Genomic DNA, 25,254 nt, shown 5'->3' on the forward strand with positions numbered 1-25,254 from the left:
AGGGCAATAAAAACCTTACTGTCCGATAAGGTCAAACTGATAAGATTGTTTGATGTGTTGAATGAGAATACAAATTTTGAGTGAAATACGATTTATAAACGATGACTGTTTAATTTGAAAAAATTAAGAAATGTATCTTTTCAATTTGAACAAAGACCGTAATTTAATTTTTACACAGCTTTTAGATGTACAACCTAAGCAAAGCGTATCTCAGCATTGATTAACTGGACTGGACTGCAATTTAATCCTATTTTCGATTATGCTCAATACGGTTGTAAAATAATTGTTCTCTTACCTTCTTCAAAAGTTTGCATTGTTTGCTGCCATGCTTGTTGAGGCCACAGAAGTTCAACACTTTTTGAAAATGGTCGGTACACCGCAGAATATAACGTACCATAACCACGTAACCATGCTTCTTGATAAAGTGGCTTACAAAGCATCGCCTGTATCGCTTCTTGTGAACTGGCTGCATAATCCATTTTTTGTTGTAGCATCGCTAGACGTTCAATTGCATGTGTCGCTTTCGCATGTTGTGACCATTCAACTGTGTGTTGAAAATTAGTTACAGCACGTTGACGAACCACTTCAGGCGCCCGATCTGGACTCACAAAAACAGTTGCCCAATCTCCTGTCCGATCAAGCAATGTAATACTATAAGTCATATGTACAGGTATACGTTTGAGAATATTTATCGCTTCAGCAGTATTTTCAGCAATCTCCAAGATATAGCGAATAACCAAAGGGACTCCAAAACCAGTGCCTGACACTGTTCGTCCACCAAAAGATAAAGAGACAGACAATCCTGCCTCATTTAATCCATCCAATGCACCCCACAAACAATCACTCATAGCCAATACACGCTGGTCGAGCCAGCGTGTATTCATCCAGTTTCCTTCAAGCAACACGGGTGCAAAATCATAATTACGCAACAAGATAGGTTCTTCATAGCCCTGCGGATCAAGCCAAATACCTTGTGAACATCCTGCAATATAGGGTGGCGGACACCATAAAGATAAAAATCGAGATTCAACATCACCATCTCCAGCCAGTTCAACCAATTTTTCCCAAACTGGAACCAACTCAGGCATATGTGTCCGTAAAGCCTTTCTACACTCTAAATATGTAGGTCTTCCCACAATACCGCTACGTAAAAACCATGCACGATAGCCTGGCCAAAAACGTTTGAACATTGTTTGCCATTGTTCATCAGGCTTATCTTCTATCCATGCCTGAAACTGAAGTTCAATTGACATGATCCTTTCCTATAATATTTTAAAAGCACCAGGCTCAGGTATAGACTCATGATGTGTCGTAACGATTGGTTTACCCGCATAGTAGCTTTTAATTCCTCTGATCCAATCACGTGCTCTGAGGTTCAATTTAAAATTATCATCCATTGAACGACCACGTGTAATCAAGATTCCTAAATCAGCACCTTCATAACGGAAATCACCCGGCCCTGTAATACGTAAGAAAAATGCTTCTTGCTCTGTATCAATGGCCTTACGGTTATAATCAAAACGCTGATAAGACACACTACCGTCCTGCGCCATTCGATATATACCTGTAGGCGGTGCGTGCGTAACTTGATCTACTTTATTTTCAGTAAATTTAATGACGACCTGAGACCATGAATCAATAAAATGTGGTTGAGCCCAACGCTCATTTATTTCTTTCACATTTAAATCAAATGGTACACCTGAAAATTCAAGTAAGTGGAACAAAAACAAAGGTGCATCTGCATAAGCAAATGCAGCATGATTGGTCATCGGGCTTGCACCACAAATACGAGGATTTAATTCACCCAAATAAACTTCATCTGTATCAATATCAATGAGAAAATCTAGGTCAAAATAGCCACGATAGCCTTCATTGAGTAATTGATTACCAAACTTTTCTGCCATCTCCCGCGCTTTAGCCCGAACACTTTCAGAAAATGCTCCCGGAAAAATTTCATTCCCGCACCAGCCGCCTTTATAAGGTGTCAACTCCGTTGCACCTACAACTTCAGTCAGTAATGGTCCAACGAGTGTTCCAGATTGCGTAGCACAAGCTTCCAATGTCGCACCACGGCAATTGATGCGCTTCATGACTTTGACTTCTGGGTCTTTAATAATATCGTCTTTATGCTTATTAAATTCCTCTTCATTGGAAATAAAAAATGTCGTATGCCCTGAATCACCAAATGCAGTCTGCACAACTAAATCATGACCTAAGCCATGTTCAGCAGCAAGTTGTTGTAAATGTTCATAACTATCTACTTTAACCAATGCATTTGGAACTGAATAGACTCCTGCTTTATTACCAATACGCACGGTTTCCATTTTATTGTCACAACGTTGTCTTAAAGCTGCTGGTGGAAACCATATATCTAAACCAATTTCCTTAGCGAGTTCTTCGGTTTTCTCATCAAACATTAAGAAAGTTGCAACAGGGTTTCCGCCTCTACGTTCAATCAAATCGATAACATCTTTATGTTGTAATAAATAGTTATTAATATCTTCTATCGATTCAAACTCTTCATGTGGCGACTCCTGCGGAACAAATACATTGGGATGACGTCCATCAAAGCAGTCAATATAATTAATATATCGAAAACGGTTTACCCAACGATCCATACCTAACAAATTAAAATTTGTTGCACTGATAAAATAAATAGGTCGTTCATTACGATGAAACATCAGTAACATATCTGAAATACTGGTGACTTTATTACTATTATTCATACTTTTTTCCTTAATAATTTCATGTCCTTTTTGAGGATAAATACGGTGTAAAAACTGTCGCAACAATGCCATCACTAAAAATGAATATCGGTTATTCATGCGATCGGATTCCTCTACAACACAACCTTATCCTGCTCGTAAACTATTGGTGAGTAGTCGTCCATTTGTACCTAGGACTAATCCCTGTTCAGCTTCATCCAAAACTGACTGTTTAAAAATACGGAACCCCAGTTCAGGACGGAAACCATGGATTTCCTTAACATCTAAAGCCTCCATAAATTTTAATATTTCCATGCTGATAATCTGACCTGGCACCAAAATTGGGAAACCTGGCGGATAAGGGATTACAAATAAAGCCGACACTAACTCTCGTCCAGTTGTAATTGCTTTGGCAGCTTCACTCATGTCTATATATTCACAACTTTCATCTTCATACGATAAAAAGAATGCACGGCGTACATTTCCATCACGTGTAAATGTTTCACCATCAGTATTTTGACTTTGTCCTCTAAAGGCTTTATGGAATGCAGAAAAATCGGGTAATGGTGGCTGTTCTTCCGTTAATGAACGAACCTTTTTTTCATGAATCTTTCGCTCTATTGAACTCATATCTGCAATATGCATTTCCACACTACGTGCAATTTTGATAAGTACTTCTATAAGATATGCAATAGCTGAACGTGTTGTTCCAATATTGGTAATAAATAAAACTGTATTACGTGATGTTTTATTGATTTGGATACCATATTTATCCATCAACTCTTTGTTTTTAAAGGTATCACCATCCATACCTATCTGACCGATCATTAAGGTGGCACGTGTTGGATCCATCACAAATTCATCGGTATTCCATGCTCTTTCTAAATTTGTCCAGCCATTTCCTTCGTCAAAATAACTGTTAATACCTGATTCACGATACTCTGCTGGAATGAGATCACCAACTCTCAAAAAATAAAAATGTTTTTTGAGTAATGGATGATTCCTCACTTGTTCACGTAAGCTCATTGCCAATTCAAGTTGGCGTTGAACCAATTCATAGCCTTCAAGTTCAAACTGTCTACGCCCAACATCTAAGGTCGCTAAAATCTGATAGTTTGCAGAAGTAGAGGTATGTGTCATATAAGCTTCTAGAAAAGCTTCCTCACTTTTCTCTTTAAAATCCTGATCCCAAATATGAATCATTGAACCTTGGCGAAGTGCCGTTAAAGTTTTGTGAGTTGAATGTGTTGCATAAACGCGAACCCGTGCCAATGCTGGATTTGGCATTAATCGCGTTTCCAATAGCTGTTGGGTATTATCCCAGTCGATCGTTTCATTCCATTCCGCATAGCTTTGCGCATAAGCAGGATCTTTAAAACGCTCTGTCAGCCTTGCCGCGTTTGCCATTGCTGTCCGTTGGCGATAAATTGGATGGCAGCCTGCAAAAGCAAACCATGCTTCATCCCATAAGAATACAAGGTCTGGTTTGATGGCTAAACATTCCATCATGACGCGTTCTACATCATAAACTACGCCATCAAAAGTACAGTTCGTAAGCAATACCAACTTGACTCGATGGAGTGTTCCTGCGCGTTTAAAGTTTAATAATGTTTCTTTGATATGCGCAATGGATACAGCACCATACATTGAATATTCATTCAGTGGATAAGAATCTAAATAAGCAACCTGTGCGCCCGTTAATACCAAACCATAGTGATGCGATTTATGACAATTACGATCGACCAGTACAATATCGCCTTCATGTACTAAAGACTGAACAACAATTTTGTTACAGGTAGATGTGCCGTTTGTTGCAAAATACGTTCTACGTGCGCCAAATGCACGTGCTGCATATTCCAAAGCCACTTTCAATGGACCAACAGGATCAAGTAAAGAATCTAATCCTCCTGATGTGGCTGAAGTTTCAGCCATGAACAAATTCATCCCATAAAATTGGGCTAGATCACCAATCCAATTACTATTCAGAATGGCTTTCCCTCTGGCTAATGGTAATGCATGAAAAGTGCCAGTCGGTTGTTTTGCATAATCTCGTAAAGCATAAAAGAACGGTGTGCGATGACGCTCACCCACACCTTTCATAATGGCACTATACAATTCAATGTGGTCTTCTTCACCGAAGAAAATCCGCTTAAAGATTTCACCACCTACACAAGCAGCGATGTCTTCGACACCTACATCAGTCACAAGATACAAATCAAGCTCAGGCCGAATTTTTGAAATTTGTCGACCCAGTAATGGCCCTCGTTCCAGTTCAGGCATCGCTTCAATATTGGTATCTATTCCCGTTAAGAAACGCTCTAATAATTCGATATGATTGACTGAACGAAATGGGAAACCATGTCGAATTACGACTGCCTGTAAATTAAAATTGACCAATGTTGCAATTAACGCATCTTCAAAGCTCGGTACGACGACAATGTCAAAGATAAAATTATCATCGACACTGCGTTTACTCTGCACTCGGCGGCGTAAAGCATCTTCTTCGCCTACTGACATTTCATCGACAATAAGGACTTCGAAATAAGGTCTTGATAATCGTGCTTGCTGCTCACTATCCGTCTCAATTTGAGAAGGAAGCTCTCGATCACTATCCAACACATTACTATCATGTCGGTACGTACTGGCAGTTAATGCTCGATGGATACGGCGGGCGATTTGATAGGCTGAAGCAAACTCTTCACGCTCAATATATTGACATAAATCAGCAAATACACGTTTACCAGGAAAAGCCCAATAACTTTCTATTGGCGTTAAAAAATGGATTGTTTGTTGAACACGTTTTAAAATTGATGCCCGTTCAGGTGCATTCAGCGCTAAATTACTCAAATACCGAGTATCATCAACCAGATTAATCCAGCCATCTGAACGAATTTCCCATACACTGCGGTGATGGCCTAAAGAAGTATTATGTTTTTGTTCTTGATGATTCATATATTGGCATCCTATATTTTACTTCCATTGCCCTGCTTTCTATCTGAAATTTAACTTTCAGGTTTTGCCAATGTTCCTAATGTATCTAGATAGGTAAAAGCAGGATTACCTTTTTCATAAACCGTAAAATCACAGTCTCGATCTCTAAAACTTTTTAATGGCTGTCCTAATGTCCTTAAACCGCGTCTACGTTCTCTCCTTACACGCTCTAAATCCACTTCAATTGGGATAATTTCTGGACCAGAACCAGACTGATGCAAGACATATCCTGATGGATCAACGACTATAGATTGACCTACACCACCATCTCCAACACCATTAATATCAATAAAATACACCTGATTTTGTACCGCAGATGCTCGTGCAATGGCTAACTCAACATCACGATCAATACTGTCTGTCATGGTCGGGTGTAAAATAACTTCAGCGCCCATCGCCGCTAATGTCCGTGTTGTCTCTGGGAACCACATGTCATAGCAAATAGACACACCAAAACGCCCAACCTCAGGTACATCGAAAACACAAAATTCAGTTCCACCTTCTACGTTTTTTTCATAAGGACGAAATGGAAACAGCTTACGATAACGCGTTACGATCTCTCCATTCGGGTCAATGACCGACAGTGTGTTATAAACGATCGAGCCTTTTTCCTCGTCATCCACACGTTCGAACATAGAGCCTGTAATAAGCCAAAGGCCTGTTTCATTTGCAAGATCAGCAAGTTGAGCTTCGGTTTGACTAGGTAAAGCTTCGGCGGTACTGTGTTTTGGACCTAAAGGAGCCAATTCAGAAAACATCACCATTTTGACCCATGGATAACGCATACGGATATAGCGCATGTAATTACCCATTTGCTCAACATTGCTTGAAAACGCAGAAATCTGCATCTGAACACCAGCGATACCAAAATTGCTTAACATGGAATCCTCTTGACATGTTTTAGAAAACCAATCTATTCAATTATTTAGATTAATTAAAATTTTTTATAAAAATAAGATCTATTCTTTCCATGTAAAATAAATAGTTTTATTTTAAGTACTTAAAGAAATATTTAGGATTATAAAAAATATCTTCACAATAATTTGCAGTTTAAACAAACCATATCATTGATTTTTAATACTATTTTATAAATCCTTAATCTTACTTTTATAAAGTTCTTAGTCTTAATGTGTGCTTTCATACAAATGCAAACAAGAACCAATTTATTGAAATATTAGAGAGCCAATTCATGTGATTTAGATTAATAAATGGTTCACCTTTAAAAACCGCATATTTCTCAGATAATTCTCAGTAAAGTGAGATGTATCACACTTTATGTTTTAACCTATCGCGATGTAAAAATCTTCATTTAATTTTTATTTTTAAAGAAAAATAACTTAAATTTTCTACCAACAATTTACAAACTTAAAAACAAAAAAGCTGATCATGAAAAACATGATCAGCTCGTAACAATACGATTTAAATTATTCAGACAAATCGACGCAAAGGTATTTTATTTCAAGATATTCTTCTATACCAAATTTTGAACCTTCACGCCCTAAGCCTGATTGTTTTATGCCACCAAACGGCGCAACTTCATTGGAAATAGCCCCTGTATTAATACCAACCATGCCATACTCGAGTTGCTCTCCAACACGCCACTGGCGAGCAGTACTACGAGTAAACAGATAAGCAGCTAAACCAAACTCGGTATCATTGGCCATTGCGACTGCTTCTTCTTCAGTTTTAAAGCGAAATAAAGCAGCAAGTGGGCCAAATGTTTCTTCTTTAGCAACCTTCATTTCCTGCGTCACATCACTCAGTACAGTAGGCTGAAAGAATGTTCCACCTAAAGCTGAACGTTGTCCACCTATACGTATAGTTGCCCCTTTCGACACAGCATCATCGATATGCGACTGTACTTTGTCCACAGCATTTTGATCAATCAAAGGTCCTTGAGTCGTATCAGCTTGACGACCATCACCTACTTTTAATTTCGCAACAGCATTGACCAAACGTTCAGTCAGCGCATCATAAATACCATCTTGAACATAAATGCGATTCGCACATACACAGGTCTGACCACTATTACGGTATTTGCTTGCCATAATGCCTTGCACAGCTTGATCAAGATTAGCGTCATCAAAAATCAATACTGGCGCATTTCCACCTAACTCCAGTGATAATTTTTTAATGTTCGATGCGGATTGACGCACCAAAACACGACCAATTTCAGTCGAACCTGTAAAGCTTAATTTACGTACAATATCGCTGTTACAGAAGATTTCACCAATTTCTGCGGCTTGACCACTCATCGTAATCAAAACATCTTTCGGTAAACCTGCTCTTAAAGCCAATACTTCCAATGCATAAGCAGTTAAAGGTGTTTGTGCAGCGGGTTTGACTAACATTGAGCAACCCACTGCAATCGCAGGAGCCGCTTTCCGTGTAATCATAGCCGCAGGAAAGTTCCATGGTGTAATTGCAGCTGTAACACCTATGGGCTGTTTAAGCACCAATAAACGTTGCTGAGCTTGCGTTTGAGTCAAAATATCGCCATCAACACGACGTGCTTGTTCCGCAAACCAACGAATAAATGAGGCTGCGTAAGCAATTTCTCCACGCGCTTCGACCAGAGACTTACCTTGCTCTGCAGTTAAAATGTGCGCCAAGCCATCTTGCTGTTCAAGGATCAACTTATACCAAACCAATAACACATCAGCACGAACTAAAGCTGTTTGCTTTTTCCAAAGCTGTTGCGCTTTTTCAGAACGGTCAATTGCTGCATTGATTGCAATCGCATCATGCTTTTTAACCCATGCTAAGACTTCATCCGTAGAAGCATCATTGACCTGAATATAATCTTTCGGTGAAGAAGGTGCTTCAAAACTAATGTCAGGATGTTGCAATAAATACTGTAAATCGTCCAGTATCATGCTGATTTCTCCATCACAGTTGCTTTAGAAACACCAAGTGCAGCAAAACTATCTTTTAAAATATTCAGCCCTTGATCAAACTGTTCCATAGGAATTGTTAATGGATATAAGAAACGTATCACGTTACCATTTTTACCACAGGTTAAAAGCAACAGGCCTTTATCCATCGCATAGTTTTGTATTATTTTAGCTTGCTCTGCTGTTTGCAATTCAACTGCAACCATAGACCCAAGCGCACGTATCTCTGTGATAACTTTACTACTATTCTGTTGAATAGAATTCAGTGTAGTCACAAGTTTTGTCCCGAGCTCATTTGCACGATCACACAGATTTTCTTCATCAATAACATCTATCACGGCATGTGCTGCTGCAATAGAAATAGGACTTCCTGCATATGTTCCCCCTAAACCACCAGGGTTAGGTGCATCCATGACTTCTGCACGACCAACCACACCAGAAATTGGGAATCCACCACCCATACTTTTTGCCATTGTCATTAAATCAACATTTGTTTCAAAGTGATTCATAGCAAAAAATTCACCTGTACGGGCAAAACCAGACTGAACCTCATCGGCTATTAATAAAATACCATGCTGATCACATAACGCTCTTAAACGCTTTAAAAATTCAGCAGGGACAATATGAAAGCCACCTTCACCCTGAACAGGCTCAAGTACAATAGCGGCTACATCATGAGGTGCGATATCTTCATGGAAAATATTTTCAACACTTTCAATAGCAGCATCCACGCTAATACCTTGCGTAGGTACTGGGTAACGCGCATGAAATACTCCAGCTGGCATGACACCAAAATCACGTTTATACGGTGCAACTTTACCTGTCATTGCCATCGTCATAAATGAACGACCATGAAAGCCATTTCCAAAAGTAATAACACCTTGGCGACCTGTATATGAACGAGCAATTTTCACAGCATTTTCAACAGCTTCAGCGCCTGTTGAAAAGAAAGCAGACTTTGCAGGTTTTACAATTGGAGCTCTGTCATTAATTCGTTCAGCTAATGCCACATAGCTTTCATAAGGTGTAATTTGATATGCCGTATGTGTAAATTTATTTAATTGTTCAGTCACAGCAGCAATCACTTTCGGATGGCGATGCCCAGTATTTAATACGGCAATTCCTCCAGCAAAATCAATATATTGATTACCTTGCATATCCCAAATCGTTGCATTTTCTGCTTTCTCCGCATACCACTGACACATCACACCGACACCACGTGGGGTTGCTTGCTGTTTGCGCGTATTCAGTGCAGAATGTTTAGCATTCATTTGATTCTCTCATATTTATAATCATCAATTACAGTGAAAGACCACATCCACATATAATTTTACTGGATCAGCTACAATGACTGAGTATGCTCATAATTTCGCTTGTCTTATCGCAACTGACGAGAGCCATTTTTAACCTGCAGGAGAGAGCCAATTGCGTAGTTTACTTGGGGATTATGTATTACAACGTCTGCAGCAGGAAACCGAAGGAAAATTACATCAACGTCTTTTTCATTGTTTGCGTAGTGCCATTATTGAAGGTGTTATTCAGCCCAAAGTTCGATTACCCGCCTCACGAGATTTAGCTCAAGAAATACATGTTTCACGTAATACCGTCTTGACGACCTATGAACAATTGCAGGCTGAAGGCTACTTAGAAGCACGTACAGGACATGGAACATGGGTATCTGAACAACTGCCAGAAACTTTTTTAAATACACAAATTCATTTAGAAACAACTACACCACATAAAAGCCAAAGTTCTTATACGCTGTCCAAACGTGGCGCTAATTTAATAGAATATGCGGCGGCATCACCACATCAATGGGGAGCATTTGTCCCTGGTGCACCTGATGTGACTGAATTCCCTCATCATATTTTTAGTCGAATCCAAACAAAATTAAGCCGTGAACCAGATATCGATTGTCTTATTTATAGCAATGCTGGCGGTAGCATTGAATTACGCAATGCACTTGCCGAATATTTACGTGTTGCACGTTCAGTACAATGTGATGCAGATCAAATTATTATTACCGAAGGTATACATCAAGCTATAGATTTGGTTTCCCGAGCGTTAAGTGATATTGGAGATCGCGTATGGATCGAAGATCCAGCGTACTGGGGAATGCGAAATACTTTGCGAATGAATGGTTTAGATATTCATCCAATGCCTGTCGATGCAAATGGAATTATTCCTGATGCAAATCCCTCTTCTCCCCCGAAACTTATTTTTGTGACGCCATCACATCAATATCCATTAGGCTCACATTTAAGCTTGGAAAGAAGAAAACAATTACTACATATTGCGCAAAAACATAATAGTTGGATTGTAGAAGATGACTACGATAGTGAGTTTCGTTTTTCAGGCTTGCCCTATCCATCTTTACAAGGCTTAGAAGCCGATGCACCCGTACTCTATATGGGGACATTTAGTAAAACAATCTACCCATCTTTACGTATAGGCTATTTAGTTGTGCCTAAACCACTATTTCCACTTCTACGCGTTGTTTCAGCTGAATTATATCGTGGTGGTCATTTACTTGAACAAAAAGCCTTAGCAGAATTTATTAGTGAAGGACATTATGAGGCTCATATTAGACGTATGCGTCTGCTTTATGGTAAACGAAGAGACTTTCTAATTGGTCTCATTACACGCTATCTTGGAACTGCATTTATCCATGAATATGATCAAGCAGCAGGCTTACATTTAATATTAAAACTTCCAGAATTTTGTAATGACGTTAGCATTGCAAGTACAGCTTTAGAACGAGGAATAAAAGTCCGCCCTCTTTCTCAATACTATATGCATGCATCTCTACAAAGAGGATTACTTCTTGGTTTTGCATGTGTTAATGAGAAAGATATGCTCATGGCTTTTGGCGTTTTACTCCAATGTTTAAGAGAAGCAGGAATATCAACACTCTCTTAATTGTATAATTTTTCTATTATTTTCAAGTTTAATTCACTTTTAAATAACGGAAAATAAAGCGAACTCCAAATGCTTTTGGTATTTTCAATATTGCTAAATTATCTCAAAACTAAAAGACATAAAAAATAGTGAATAATTCGCTCAGATTTGAACTGATCTAACAAAAATAAGGTCAATTGATTCATCTTTTATAGCAATTTATGTCAAAAGACTTAAATGTTTAAAGTGAGTAATTCCACTTATCTATCACAAAAACAACAATTAAATAATTTGACAGTTGCTACACAGCAATATACATATATATTCATACATTCTAAGATAGACATAGTATACTTCGACAGCTCTTTGAGCTTATCCATTTCTAAACGTGTTTTCAGTCGTATGAAAAAAATTGGTTTACAGAATATCTTGATTCGTTCCGCTTGTTTAACAACACTTGCTCTTGGACTCACTGCGTGTGGTGATGGTTCATGGTGGACAAATGATGATGAACCGGAACTAGAAAGTGAGCAAATACGTAAGCTTATTCCAAATCGTGTCAATGATCGTAAATCATGGGCTCAAGATATTTTTGACATATCAGAAGAGTTAAAAATTCCTCGTAACAAAGAAAATATCTGTACGATTATTGCCGTTGTAGATCAAGAATCCAACTTTATTGCCAATCCAAATGTGCCCGGTTTAGGTGATAAAGCGGTTAAAGAAGTCAGCACACGCCTACAAGAAAAGTTTGAGGATAAGTTAGGTACGACCATTGGTGGGCCAATTGCTAATTATTTCCAAGACGTATTAAAAAATCAGCCTTCGCCTGAAGACAATTATTTAAAACAAATGAGTCGAGTCAAAAACGAAAAAGAGCTTGATGTACTTTATCGTGAAATTTTTGACTATATGACAAAGCATTATCATATTAGTGCTTTAACAGGTGCTGCTAAGTTTGTAGGTCAAGATTTTGCTGAAAAGTTAAATCCAATTACCACTTTAGGCTCTATGCAAGTTCATATTAACTATGCCAAAGAAAATAAGCGTAGCAGTATGAGCACCAATGAATTACGTGATGATTTATATACAGAATATGGTGGCTTGTACTACGGCATACATCGTTTGATGATGTATCCAGCAGATTATGAAAAACCAATTTATCGCTTTGCTGATTATAATTCAGGTATGTATTCAAGTCGAAATGCAGCATTTCAAAAAATGATTGAAAAATCATCTGACATTGATTTGGATTTAGATGGCGATTTACTTTCTTATGATAAGAATGGTGACCCTCGCCCTGCAATTACCACAACGGAAAAAGCGCTAATCACTTTATTTTCAAAGAACAATGTACTGATTACACCTCGTCAGTTACGTGATGATTTAAAAAAAGAAAAAGAGAAAGGTTTTGAAAAAACGCAAACTTATATCGCTGTTTCAAAATTATATAAAGACAAGACAGGTAAAGATCCAATCTATGCAATTATGCCAGAAGTGGTCATTTCAGGACCTAAACTGAGTCGTGATTACAATACCAACTGGTATGCAAGCCGCGTAAACGGACGATATGAAACATGCATGCAACGAGCAAAACGCATAAGAATTTAGCCCTATTTGACTTCGATGGAACCTTGTGTAAAAAAGACAGTTTCACAGGGTTTATTTTCTATGCTTTATCAAAAAGGCATATCGTTAAACAAGGTTTTAAAATTTTACCGTGGATTCAGGCGTATTATTTAAATATTTACCCTGCTGACTCCATGCGCCCTCGTCTTTTTAAAGCAATGTTTAAAGATGCGAAAGCCAATGAAATTTTAGCCATTGCTGAAGAATATGCACATAGTTTAACTGAGCAATTAGATTCAAAACTTTATCAACAATTATTAAATCATCAGCATCATGGTGATGATGTTGTTTTGGTTTCAGCTTCGGTTGACCTTTATTTAAAAACAATTTGTCAAATTCTAAACATTGACCTGATTTGTACTGGTACTGAAATTGTGAATGATCAATTCACAGGACAGTACTCAACACCTGATTGTAGTTGTGAACAAAAACGAATTCGTATTTTAGAGAAATATAATTTAACCCAATACAATAAAATCTATGCCTATGGAAATAGTGAAGAAGATTTAGATATGCTGAGTTTGGCAGATTTTAAATTTATGGTTGGCAAGGATCAGGCTTTGCCTTATTTAGAGCAAGAAATGAAATTTGCCTAATTGATTCTTTTGAATTTGATGGTGTTTTCTATTTTAAAGGTTTTAACAATAAACCCCTCATTTGCTAAGAGGGGTTAAACACAAACCAAAATGTAAATGATCTTTAGAAAGAAAAGAAGCTACATAAAAAGTAGCTCCAATTACAACATTCAAAAAGCTGAATATATTGAAAAACAAGTGAAATTATCTACATATGATTTCGGATACTACCAACTCTTTTTCCTTTGATCCATTGCCGAGGATTAAACAGTTCACCAGATTTATCAACAACTAAAATTCCAATAATTGGCGTAATAATCGTTAAAATTAAAATTGCTGTTGCTCGACTTTCTCGACGTTGTCTGGCTGTTTGACCACTTGGTTTAATTAGGGAAAACAAATTAACTACCCATAGAAAAGCAAGTGGTAACTTTGTGATCAAAACAAGAAATAGTTTCCAGATCACACGATTATTATCAATATAGCTATTTTTAACTAAGATAATAAATAAAATGAAAGAAACAGTACTTGCTAAAACAGTACCATATAGCGGATTTCCACCAAACAAATGGAACAGGAAAATGATACCAAATAATGATGTTGGAATTAGAAAAGTTAGCCCAAGGTCATCGTAATCTCTAAAGACTACAATTTTTCTGTTTTTCCCAGCACCCAAAAAAATTCCTAGAATAACTATTGAAAATATTGCAATTAAAACAATGTTGTAAATATTATATCCATCCATAATCCCCCCCAAAAAACAAACTTTTTTAATTTTTAAAAATAGGTAATAAAATATAGAATCACATATAAGTGTTTAATAAGATAGTATTTATTAAAAGATAGATAAAATAATGAGTATAATCCAAGTCTTTTCACGTACTAATCCGTGCGCTCTATGGCAAAAGCCTTTTGGCAATATTATTTGTTTCCGAAATTTGAAATACGCTACTAATGATGAAACATTGAGATTATTCTCCAACAAAGAAGGCAAAAAGTTATTTTAGTTTCAAGTTACGAGGAAATTAAAAAGAATTATGAACAAACTATTGGAAAACTCTTAGCTATTATGCCTGATTATCAATCTATAAATGACTAGTGACTGAGAATAACAGCGACTTGAATTTATCAGACAACTTACACGTAGAGAAAAATCACAGATTTACTGAACGATAAGGCAAAGTTCTTTGATTCTGAAAATGTCTTTATGAATTTTTCTCTAAAGACACGTCAATTTATTGAGAAGTTTTATATTTTATTTTAAATAAATAGCCTGTTATACAAGCAGGCTATTTAAAGTATAGCTAAAATAAACCTATGTTAAACAAATAAAATTCAAAAAGTTATGTAATCAATAAATCGCCATGTGATTACGATGAATCATTTCCAAAGAACGAGCTTCACCTAAAACTTGATGAACTTTGTCTGACGCTAAACCTTTGACAATGTCCGCTGAACGAGAGCTAAAATTAACACGTCCAACAGCAACACGATGCCCATATTGGTCTACACATTCGACTACATCACCACGTTCAAAATGCCCTTCAACGGCTTTTACACCAACTGGCAATAAACTACGATGATTCTCTTTAATGGCTTTCACTGCACCATCATCCAAGACCAAACGACCTGCTGTTTGCAAATGTGCGGCTAACCATTGTTGATGCGCTGTGACACGGTCATCATCAGTAATAAATAGCGTGCCCAATAACTCACCCGACATCAAACGAGCCAAAACATTGTCGCTTTCACCACTGGCAATCAAGGTTGGGCAACCTGACTTTGCAGCCAAACGTGCAGCACGAACCTTGGTTAGCATACCACCACGCCCGAACTTACCGCCACCGCCTGCCATATCAAACAATGTTTCATCCATCGCACGAACCGTATGGAACAGTTTTGCATTTGGATTTGAACGAGGATCCGAATCAAACATACCTTGTTGATCCGTCAAAATGATCAGTAAGTCTGCATGTACTTGACCTGCAACCATGGCCGCCAAAGTATCATTATCACCAAAACGAATTTCATCGGTAGAAACCGTGTCATTTTCATTGATCACTGGAATCACACGCCAATCAATTAAATTTTGCAAAGCATCGCAAGAGTTTAAATAACGGCGACGATCAGCAAGGTCATCATGGGTTAATAAAACTTGTGCAGTTTGAATGGTATGGTTTTCCAAAACACTTGACCATGTTTGGATTAAACCCATTTGACCAATAGCGGCACAAGCTTGCAGACTGGGTAGATCGGTGGGTCGGCTATCTAGCTTCATGCGAACCATCCCTTCAGCCACAGCGCCTGAAGACACAAGAATAATCTCATGTCCTGCATTGTGTAGATCTGCAATTTGTTTCGCCCAATGCGAAATTGCTTCCAAATCTAAACCTTGCCCATTTGCTGTGAGTAAAGATGATCCGATTTTAACAACGATACGTTTTAAAGCCTTGAGCTGACGCTGCCCATCTACCACTTCTATCATCTTGTCCTCAGTTCCTTTTCTAAGCCGATGTACTTAGAAATTAACGTACGTAATGCACTTCCATTTCGCCATCATCACCGTCATCGTCTTCATCATCATCTGCCAACATACCTGCCAGACGTTGTTGACGACGCATTTCACGATAAGCTTCTTTTGCTGCAATGGTTTGTTCACGTGTTTCAGCTTCTAACTGGTCACGGAATGCTTTCATTTTCGCTGCATATTCTGGATCTTCTTCTTCCAACTCACGTTGTTGTTCGATTTGATCCATCAGATAATACACAACAGGTTTTGTTCCTTCTTCAAGTAAACCCGAAGTCTTGAATACTGGACCATCCCATTGTAATTCTTCAAGAATATGATTACACCATTCTTCTTGAGTATCATCACCCAACTGGTCTAGTTTGTTTAAAACAAGAACAATTGGTAATTGCGCTAATGTTGGAGAGAATTTTTTCAATTCTTCCATAATCGCTTTTGCATTATGTGCAGGATCTGAACCATCAATCGGCTGTACATCAACAATATGTAAAAGAATACGAGTACGTGCCAAATGCTTAAGGAAACGAATTCCTAAACCTGCACCTTCTGACGCACCTTCAATTAAACCTGGAATATCAGCCATGACAAATGAACGATGACGATCTGCATCAACCACACCTAAGTTAGGTACCATGGTTGTAAATGGATAATCTGCAACTTTTGGTTTTGCAGCAGAAACCGCACGAATGAACGTCGATTTACCTGCATTCGGCATACCGAGCAAACCTACATCCGCAAGAACTTTAAGCTCTAAACGAATCTCACGGTATTCACCTTTAATACCATGTGTACACTTACGTGGTGAACGGTTTGTTGATGATTTAAAATGAGTATTTCCTAAACCACCATCGCCACCAAGTGCAACTAAAACCTTTTGACCGTCTTCAACCAAATCGCCAATAATATCGCCTGATTCAGTATCTACAATGGTTGTTCCGACTGGAACTTTAAGCGTTACAGACTCACCACCACGACCAGCACAGTTTGCGCCAGCACCGTTTTTACCACGTTCAGCACGAAATCTACGGGTATAACGATAATCTACTAAGGTGCTGGTATCGTCATCGGCTTGGATATAGACCATCCCACCACGACCACCATCACCACCATCTGGACCACCAAATGGAACGAATTTTTCACGGCGAAAACTAGCTACGCCATTGCCACCGTCGCCAGCCTCTACGGTAATGACTGCTTCATCAACAAAGCGCATGCTGCCAATCCTCTGAAATCTTTAAAACCGCATATTCTGCCATATTTTGAAAAATTTCTCGAATAGTATTATTCAGCTTATGATGAATTTTCCTTAGCTTTAGCGCGAATAAAGTATGAAAAGCAACTATACGATTGCTTTGCGGTTGTTTTTTATTCAATTTTTTATATAATGATGATCTTTAAAAAATAACAACAGTGATCAACTTTATTCTGAACAAGTCTAAAATTTTTCTGTAATTCATTTTTTTAATGTTGTGACTTTCTCATCTTAAAATCAATTAAAGGATTTCTATATTGCCTATAGTCCAAATCAGCGCTGCGCTTGGACCCGCAGAATGTGAACTTGCTGTTAAATACACTTTGCAAGAAATGCAAAAACAAGCTAAAACTCAAAAAATTCAACTCGACATCATTGAAAGTCAAGAAACGCCATATGGTTATTCATCACTTTTATTAAATATCGCCCACGATGCCCAAGCATGGTTAAACACTTGGCTGGGGACAATTCAATGGACATTTCAAAGTCAAATTCGCCCAAATCATAAACGTAAAAATTGGTTTGTCGGTATTACCCAGTTTGAAACACCTCCACAACTCCCAAGTGATGACACTATTGTTTTTCAAGCCTGTCGTGCCTCAGGTGCGGGTGGGCAACACGTAAATACAACGGATTCAGCCGTTCATGCAACGCATGTCGCATCTGGAATCAGTGTCAAAGTGATGTCTGAACGTAGTCAACATGCCAATAAGCGTTTGGCAAAAGAATTAATTGCTTTGAAATTACAGCAACAACTTGAAAATAGCCATGCAAATCATAAGCAAACACAGCATTTACAACATGCGTTGATTGAACGGGGTAATGCTGTGAAATCGTTTAAGAAGTGAAATATCTAGACTTCTTACCATTAAGTCGAGTGATGAAACGCTTCAATTCACAATGGAAACGCCCTCTCCTTTCTAAAGAAAAAAAGGATTTTCTATATTAATTTTACGACTCATTTCCAATCATTTTTTGACTTTCGCAAGAAGCCTATTCTCAAAACTTTGCATTAAACGCACATCTGAAAATCCAAGCATCAAAAAAGGAAGCCGAAGCTTCCTTTTAAAATTTTTAAATTCTACTAATCAAGATTAACCTAATGCTTTTACAGGTTCATCCTTTGATTCCTCAAGCATTTTACGATCAACTTCAGCAGGATTGTTCAATGCATCATTAAACTTTTCCATATCTAGTTTCCCGACCCATTTAGCCACAACAATCGTCGCTAAAGAGTTACCAATCAAGTTAGTCAACGCACGTGCTTCAGACATAAAACGGTCAATACCAAGAATCAGTGCCAAACCAGCTACAGGAATATTCCCTACCGCTGCCAACGTTGCTGCCATCACAATAAAGCCAGAACCTGTTACACCCGCAGCACCTTTCGATGAAATCAATAAAACTGCAAGTAACGTAATTTCATGCCAAATATCCAAATGTGTATTGGTCGCTTGAGCAATAAAAATCGCTGCCATCGTCAAGTAAATAGACGTACCATCAAGGTTAAACGAGTAACCTGTTGGAATAACTAGACCGACAACTGATTTTTCACAACCTGCAATTTCAAGTTTTTTTAACATGCGAGGCAGAACAGATTCTGAAGAAGATGTACCTAAAACAATCAATAATTCTTCACGAATCATACGAATCATTTTTAAAATACTAAATCCGCAGAAACGACTGATTGAGCCTAAAATAATGAAAATAAATAATAAACAGGTCACATAGAAGCACAAAATTAATTGGAATAATTGCGCTAAACTGCCGATTCCGTATTTACCAATCGTAAACGCCATCGCACCAAATGCACCAATCGGCGCAAGTTTCATAATCATATTCACAATGTTAAAGAATACATGAGAAATTTGATCAATCAACTTCAATACAGGTTTACCCGCATCACCTAATTTATGTAATGCAAAACCGAACAATAAAGCAAATAAAAGAACTTGCAGAATTTCACCTTCTGCAAATGCACCGACAACCGTATTTGGAATAATGTGTAGGAAAAATTCAACCGTAGATTGTGATGCACCAGACTCTACATACTTACTAATACCACTGGTATCTAAAGTTGCTGGGTCAACGTTCATGCCCACACCGGGTTTAGCGATATTGATCACCACCAAACCGATGATTAGGGCAATGGTAGAAACAACTTCAAAGTAAAGCAGTGCAATACCACCTGTCTTACCGACAGATTTCATGCTTTCCATACCTGCAATACCACTTACAACCGTACAGAAAATTACTGGTGCAATAATCATTTTAATGAGTTTAATAAACGCATCACCCAACGGTTTTAGTTGCTCACCTAAACCTGGAACATGTTTTTCAACACCATTGATGAGTTGAGTGCCACTCGGGAAATAATGCCCGACTAACACACCCAAAATAATAGCAACAATCACCTGAAAATAGAGTGATTTATACAGTGGTTTTTTAGCCATAATATTAACTTCTGTCTTTATTTCTATATGCAGAAATATCCGTCTTTCCACGTGCGTGAATAGCACACGCCCTTAAGTCCCTTTAAAACGATAAGGGTGGGAGAAGATTTTGAAAATAAAAAGTCCCTCCAGAAAACATCCGTTTTCTGAAAATCATGCATACTAGCGGCAAGCTAGTTATGTGTAGTGTTATTTGAAACTATTTATAAGAAAATTAAAATAATTCCAAATAAATGTAGATCGGGAGATAATAAATATCAAAAATATGAAACGAGCTAAGTTTAATCAATTTTCTTTAATCAAACTTCCGTGGATTGCGAGAGTGTTTATTTATCCAACGATTTATTATTAGACCTTAGTCGAATAAAACATAGCACTATATTTTCTAATCTAATTTATGTCATAGTGTCTAACACACTGCATTGATCAAATTTGTCATTTCATCATGAACACAAAACGTAATCTTTATAAAGACTTTGAGCATCCATTTGCACAATATGTTCGTATCGTTGGAAAAGGTAAAAACGGCGCACGATCATTAACTTATGATGAAGCTTATGATGCTTTTTCAATGATTTTAAAAGACGAAGTTTTAGATGTTCAGCTTGGTGCTTTTTTAATGTTACTCAGAGTTAAAGAAGAATCTGTCGATGAACTGACTGGATTTGTCCAAGCAACCAAAGACCAATTAAAGTTTCAACCTTTAAGTGTGGATTTAGACTGGTCATCATATGCGGGCAAACGCAAACATTATCCGTGGTTTTTATTGGCTGCGTTGACACTTGCCAAACATGGTTACAATATTGTTATGCATGGTGCTTCTGGGCATACCATTAACCGCGTTTATACTGAACAAGTCTTAGAATATTTAGGCTACCCGATTTGCCAAGATGAACAGCAAGTTGCAGAACAACTAAAAACTCAACATTTTGCGTATATACCACTTGAAGTCATTTCTCCAATCCTAAGCGAGTTAATTAGTCTTAGGAATGTGATGGGCTTACGCTCTCCAATTCATACACTTGCACGTTTAATCAATCCATTTAATGCAAAAGCAACATTACAAGCAATTTTCCACCCTGCTTATCGTAGTTCACATCAACAAGCTGCTTTTAAATTAGGTTATCAAAACAGTGCGGTGATTAAAGGTGAAGGTGGTGAATTTGAACGTAATCCAGATGCAAAAACGTTAATTTGTGGTATTAAACAAGGCGAACTGTATGAATATGAATTGCCTAAACTGACGGATAATCGTAGTCCAGTTGAGGAAGAACTTAATTTAGCTGTTTTTAAAGCCGTTTGGGAAGGTTCACAAAATCATGAATATGGTGAAGTTGCAGTCACTGAAACCATCGGAATTGCACTTTATACCATGGGTGTCGTGAATAGTTTTGATGATGCGATGGCCAAAGCAAAAGAGCTTTGGGCGACACGTTTTTAAGCAACGATTCTATTAGATTATTACCATCAAATCATTGTTGAATCACAGACATTCAATATATCCCTGTGATTCAACTAATCCATTACACAAAACGAATCGGCTTAAACTCAGGCTCAGGCACGTGTGAATCACACTCCTCACCCTCTTCCTTATGTCCTTTGTCGATATATCCTGTACGTTCTTTTTCAGCGACGTTTTGATGTTCCCAAGCAATCACAGCTTGCATACACGTTTGGCGTTGCTCAGCAGTTAAAGCAATACCATTGGGCCATTTACCAATTTCGACTGCCGTTTTTAAACGCTCAACAATATCTGCATCTAAAATAGAAAGCATTTGTTCAATATTCATGGTCAATCCTGCTGAAATGAATCAAAATCTTGGTTCCAACCAAGTTTAGTACGACACGCCATATAGAAGTCATAACCTGGTGGATGTAAAAGTATTAGTTTGAATGGATGTTTACGAATATGCAAACTATCACCGACATTTAATGAAACACTGTGTTGCCCATCGGCACTGACCATGGGTAATACACGATTTTCACGAATCAAAATTTTAATTTCACTCTGCCCACCAACGACAATTGGACGTGATGATAAGGTATGCGGATGCATTGGCACTAAAGCGATGGCATCCATACTTGGATGCAGAATAGGCCCACCACCCGATAATGCATAAGCAGTCGAACCTGTTGGTGTGGAAACAATCAAACCATCACTATGCTGACGATATACATATTGCCCGTCGATATTTAATTCAAAATCAATCATATGTACAGATTTACCAGAATGCAGCACCACGTCATTCAAAGCAATTGCATCATAAATCGTTTCATTTTTGGTACGAATTTCTATTTCTAATAAGAAGCGACGATCCAGTTGGAAATCACCTTTTAAAACTTGATCAAGTTTAAAAATTACTTCTGTTGGCTTAATATCAGTGAGAAAGCCCAAACGACCACGGTTGACGCCGAGTACAGGCGTATTATGTTTCACCAAGGCACGTGCAGCATGTAACAAAGATCCATCACCACCCACGACAATGACAAGATCAGCAACTTCACCAAGCAGTGCTTTACTGACTTTCTGGGTATTCTTATAAGGGACAAGCTCTGCTGTATCTGTATCGAAAATGGGATGCAAACCTAGACTAAGTAAATGATCATGGATAAGGCATAGTGTATCGACTACAGAGTTTTTATCTGGTCGCCCAATTAAACCGATGTTACGAAATGTCTTTGGTGAAATTTGCACAGGTGCTGTGGCTCCATTGAAATTCTGAGTTATAATAACACTTTCAGAATATTTTTATAAAATCATTCCTCAATGAAAAATAATCGGAATGTTTAAAAAGTCTTTAAATTTGTGTATTTCACAGTTTTATTATTGCAAATTTAAGAAAAGCTTCGCATGATTAACGAAAATAAACTGGGCATTATCATCTATATATGAAGACCGAACGTGGTATTGGCTTAATTGCACTGATTTTTTGTGTATTAGTAATTGCAGCATTTCTCGCATTTAGTATCTATTTAATTAGGCTCGACAATGTGATTCGGGACAAATTTGAAGGCAATCGCTGGGATATCCCTGCGAAGGTTTTTGCTCGTCCTTTAGAAATCTATGCAACTGCGCCAATTGCCCAAAGTGAATTTGAGCAAGAACTCAAATTACTCGGTTATAAAAGTAGTGACAGTTATACCAAGTCTGGTAGCTATCTAACTCAAGCCAATTCTGTCTATGTGCATACACGTGGTTTCGATTTCGGTGATAGTGTTGACCCTGAACAAGTTCTACAAGTCACTTTTACAGATGATACCGTTGCCGATGTTAAAGCAACCAAACCGACCAATACAGGCATTGCACGTTTAGAACCAATGTTGATTGGTGGTATTTACCCTCAACACAATGAAGATCGTGTTTTAATTAAATTAGATAAAGTACCTAAACCTTTAATCGAAGCTTTAATTGCCACTGAAGATCGCAATTTCTACCACCATCATGGTATTTCATTCCGTGGTACAGCTCGTGCATTGGTGAGTAATGTCACAGGTGGGAAACGTCAAGGCGGCTCAACCCTGACTCAACAGTTGGTCAAAAACTTTTTCTTAACACCTGAAAAAACCTTAAAACGTAAAGTCAATGAAGCATTGATGTCGTTATTATTAGAATTACATTACAGTAAAGATGAAATTTTAGAGACTTATTTAAATGAAGTGAATCTTGGTCAAAGCGGAAACTATTCTGTAAATGGTTACGGTTTAGCATCACAGTTTTACTTTGGTCTGCCACTACGTGAACTGAATATTTCTCAACAAGCGTTCCTTGTTGGTTTAGTACAAGGGCCTACTTTATATAACCCTTGGAAAAACCCTGAAAGTGCTAAAAAACGCCGAGATATTGTACTGAACAATATGCTGGTTATGGGTTATCTCGACCAAGCTCAATATGAAAAAGAAATTGCTCGCCCATTAAATGTTGTAAGTAAACCAACGGTAGGTACAGCAAGCTTCCCTGACTTTTTAGATATTGTACGTCGCCAATTAAAAACAGAATATCAAGAGTCCGATTTAACCAATCAAGGTTTAAGAATTTTTACGACACTTGATCCAATTGCACAAACCAAAATCCAAAATAGTTTTAGAGAAACTGTTGCTCGCTTAGCCAATGCCAATCCGTCACGACTGAAAGATTTACAAGGTGCAATTTTAGTTTCACATCCTGAAAATGGTGAATTGATTGCAGCAGTCGGTTCAACCCAAGAATTTACTGGCTTTAACCGTGCTTTGGATGCAAAACGTCAAGTAGGTTCACTACTTAAACCTGTGATTTACTTAAGTGCTTTAGAATCAGGCCGTTATAATTGGGCAAGTCAAATTGAAGATTCACCAATCAGTTTAACCGTTGAAGGCAATAAAACATGGACGCCGAAAAACTATAGTGGCGATGGTCATGGATATGTTCCTATGGCTCAAGCGCTTGCAAATTCTTATAACCTATCCGCAGTACGCTTAGGTAATGAATTTGGTGTTTCTTCATTTAGAAATAACCTAACTAAATTTGGCGTAACCTCTAAAATTCCAAACTACCCTTCTATTTTTCTAGGTGCTGTAGACATGTCGCCCATGGAAATGTTAGGTATTTATGGAAATTTTGCCACAGGCGGTTTTAAATATCCGAATAAAGCCATTCGTACCGTAGTTGATGCCAATGGGCATTTACTTGAACGCTTTGGTTTAAATGTACAACAAACCATTGATCCTTCTGCTGCATATTTACTGAATTATGGCTTACAGCAAGTCATGGCAACAGGTACAGGTAAGGCAGCTTACAATACACTTCCTGCCGATTTAAAACTTGCAGGTAAATCAGGCACCACCAATGACACTCGTGACTCTTGGTTTGCTGGGTATTCAGGTAATCATTTGGCTGTTGTTTGGTTAGGATTGGATAATAATAAAGTCACTGGATTGACAGGTTCATCAGGTGCATTACCAGTTTGGATTAATGCAATGAAACAATTACGTCAAAAACCAGTGAACTTACGTCAGCCTGATAATATTTCGTGGCAATGGATTGACTCTGCAAGTGGTGAATTGTCTGCACAAGGTTGTAGTGGTGCAATGTACATTCCATTATTGCGTCAAACTGTACCTAATAGTGCAACTGAATGTGGTATGCCGCATTATCAAGTTGACCCACAATACAATCCCGATACACAACAAAACGCATCTCAACCCCATTCAAGCGATAGTATAGAAAACTATATTCGCGAAAGTGAAACTGACATGGATCAAGATTTGTCAAATTCTAAAGGCCGTGTCATTTCGAGTGGTAGCTTTCAAAACTAGAACATGATTTAGTCATAGTTTGGTTTTGATTAGGGTTT

At 37.9% G+C, this 25,254-nt stretch carries 18 protein-coding genes; 6 read left to right on the forward strand and 12 right to left on the reverse strand.

Going from position 1 to position 25,254, the window contains the following annotated elements:
• Positions 1 to 263: 263 nt before the first annotated feature.
• The 6 genes from CDA10_RS00185 to gabT all read right to left on the reverse strand — a co-directional run bounded on the left by CDA10_RS00185 (position 264) and on the right by gabT (position 9,861).
• On the reverse strand, positions 264 to 1,253 hold the full coding sequence (locus tag CDA10_RS00185) for a C45 family autoproteolytic acyltransferase/hydrolase (RefSeq protein WP_089603518.1): 990 nt from the start codon (positions 1,251 to 1,253) through the stop codon (positions 264 to 266).
• A 9-nt stretch (positions 1,254 to 1,262) separates the two neighbouring features.
• Complete coding sequence (locus CDA10_RS00190) at positions 1,263 to 2,825, reverse strand: biotin carboxylase (RefSeq protein WP_089603519.1); 1,563 nt, start codon at positions 2,823 to 2,825, stop codon at positions 1,263 to 1,265.
• Between the two features lie 27 nt (positions 2,826 to 2,852).
• The gene (locus tag CDA10_RS00195; RefSeq protein ID WP_089603520.1) at positions 2,853 to 5,657 is read right to left on the reverse strand and encodes an aminotransferase class I/II-fold pyridoxal phosphate-dependent enzyme; all 2,805 of its coding nucleotides are present in this window, start codon (positions 5,655 to 5,657) and stop codon (positions 2,853 to 2,855) included.
• A 50-nt stretch (positions 5,658 to 5,707) separates the two neighbouring features.
• Positions 5,708 to 6,577 (reverse strand): carbon-nitrogen hydrolase family protein, encoded by an 870-nt coding sequence (locus CDA10_RS00200; protein WP_089603521.1) that lies wholly within the window; start codon positions 6,575 to 6,577, stop codon positions 5,708 to 5,710.
• Between the two features lie 543 nt (positions 6,578 to 7,120).
• Positions 7,121 to 8,572 carry an NAD-dependent succinate-semialdehyde dehydrogenase gene (locus CDA10_RS00205; RefSeq protein WP_089603522.1) on the reverse strand — a complete coding sequence of 484 codons (1,452 nt, stop codon included), beginning with the start codon at positions 8,570 to 8,572 and terminating at the stop codon, positions 7,121 to 7,123.
• Positions 8,569 to 9,861, reverse strand: a complete 1,293-nt coding sequence (gabT, locus tag CDA10_RS00210) for a 4-aminobutyrate--2-oxoglutarate transaminase (RefSeq protein WP_089603523.1) — start codon at positions 9,859 to 9,861, stop codon at positions 8,569 to 8,571. Before gabT ends, CDA10_RS00205 begins: the two co-directional genes overlap by 4 nt.
• Before the next feature lie 154 nt (positions 9,862 to 10,015).
• Here gabT and pdxR point away from each other — a divergent pair, with 154 nt between their 5' ends.
• From pdxR to CDA10_RS00225, 3 genes are all read left to right on the forward strand, one after another.
• Positions 10,016 to 11,509: a MocR-like pyridoxine biosynthesis transcription factor PdxR gene (gene pdxR, locus CDA10_RS00215; protein WP_089603524.1), complete on the forward strand. Its 1,494-nt coding sequence runs from the start codon at positions 10,016 to 10,018 to the stop codon at positions 11,507 to 11,509.
• A gap of 381 nt (positions 11,510 to 11,890) precedes the next feature.
• Complete coding sequence (locus CDA10_RS00220) at positions 11,891 to 13,099, forward strand: DUF1615 family protein (RefSeq protein WP_213062842.1); 1,209 nt, start codon at positions 11,891 to 11,893, stop codon at positions 13,097 to 13,099.
• On the forward strand, positions 13,066 to 13,713 hold the full coding sequence (locus CDA10_RS00225) for an HAD-IB family hydrolase (protein WP_089603525.1): 648 nt from the start codon (positions 13,066 to 13,068) through the stop codon (positions 13,711 to 13,713). The genes CDA10_RS00220 and CDA10_RS00225 overlap by 34 nt, the downstream gene beginning before the upstream one ends.
• 187 nt (positions 13,714 to 13,900) lie before the next feature.
• Here the strand turns inward: CDA10_RS00225 and CDA10_RS00230 are convergent, their stop codons facing one another.
• From CDA10_RS00230 to cgtA, 3 genes are all read right to left on the reverse strand, one after another.
• A complete protein-coding gene (locus CDA10_RS00230; protein ID WP_089603526.1) occupies positions 13,901 to 14,437 on the reverse strand; it encodes a hypothetical protein in 537 nt (178 codons plus the stop codon).
• A gap of 606 nt (positions 14,438 to 15,043) precedes the next feature.
• A complete protein-coding gene (gene proB / locus CDA10_RS00235; RefSeq protein ID WP_010112862.1) occupies positions 15,044 to 16,177 on the reverse strand; it encodes a glutamate 5-kinase in 1,134 nt (377 codons plus the stop codon).
• A gap of 40 nt (positions 16,178 to 16,217) precedes the next feature.
• Complete coding sequence (gene cgtA, locus CDA10_RS00240) at positions 16,218 to 17,432, reverse strand: Obg family GTPase CgtA (protein WP_089603527.1); 1,215 nt, start codon at positions 17,430 to 17,432, stop codon at positions 16,218 to 16,220.
• A gap of 296 nt (positions 17,433 to 17,728) precedes the next feature.
• Between cgtA and prfH the strand changes: the two genes are divergently transcribed.
• Positions 17,729 to 18,319 (forward strand): peptide chain release factor H, encoded by a 591-nt coding sequence (gene prfH / locus CDA10_RS00245; RefSeq protein ID WP_089603528.1) that lies wholly within the window; start codon positions 17,729 to 17,731, stop codon positions 18,317 to 18,319.
• Between the two features lie 246 nt (positions 18,320 to 18,565).
• Here prfH and CDA10_RS00250 read toward each other — a convergent pair whose 3' ends face one another.
• Complete coding sequence (locus CDA10_RS00250) at positions 18,566 to 19,924, reverse strand: dicarboxylate/amino acid:cation symporter (protein ID WP_089603529.1); 1,359 nt, start codon at positions 19,922 to 19,924, stop codon at positions 18,566 to 18,568.
• Positions 19,925 to 20,369: 445 nt separating this feature from the next.
• Between CDA10_RS00250 and CDA10_RS00255 the strand changes: the two genes are divergently transcribed.
• Positions 20,370 to 21,365 (forward strand): glycosyl transferase family protein, encoded by a 996-nt coding sequence (locus tag CDA10_RS00255; protein WP_089603530.1) that lies wholly within the window; start codon positions 20,370 to 20,372, stop codon positions 21,363 to 21,365.
• An 82-nt stretch (positions 21,366 to 21,447) separates the two neighbouring features.
• On the opposite strand, the gene CDA10_RS00260 is transcribed toward CDA10_RS00255, so the two are convergent.
• The gene (locus CDA10_RS00260) at positions 21,448 to 21,714 is read right to left on the reverse strand and encodes a YeaC family protein (protein WP_089603531.1); all 267 of its coding nucleotides are present in this window, start codon (positions 21,712 to 21,714) and stop codon (positions 21,448 to 21,450) included.
• Positions 21,715 to 21,716: 2 nt separating this feature from the next.
• The gene (locus CDA10_RS00265; RefSeq protein WP_407640359.1) at positions 21,717 to 22,619 is read right to left on the reverse strand and encodes an NAD(+) kinase; all 903 of its coding nucleotides are present in this window, start codon (positions 22,617 to 22,619) and stop codon (positions 21,717 to 21,719) included.
• Between the two features lie 194 nt (positions 22,620 to 22,813).
• Between CDA10_RS00265 and mrcB the strand changes: the two genes are divergently transcribed.
• Positions 22,814 to 25,216, forward strand: a complete 2,403-nt coding sequence (gene mrcB, locus CDA10_RS00270; protein ID WP_089603533.1) for a penicillin-binding protein 1B — start codon at positions 22,814 to 22,816, stop codon at positions 25,214 to 25,216.
• Positions 25,217 to 25,254: the final 38 nt, after the last annotated feature.

Source organism: Acinetobacter piscicola, assembly GCF_002233755.1.
Taxonomy (GTDB): domain Bacteria; phylum Pseudomonadota; class Gammaproteobacteria; order Pseudomonadales; family Moraxellaceae; genus Acinetobacter; species Acinetobacter piscicola.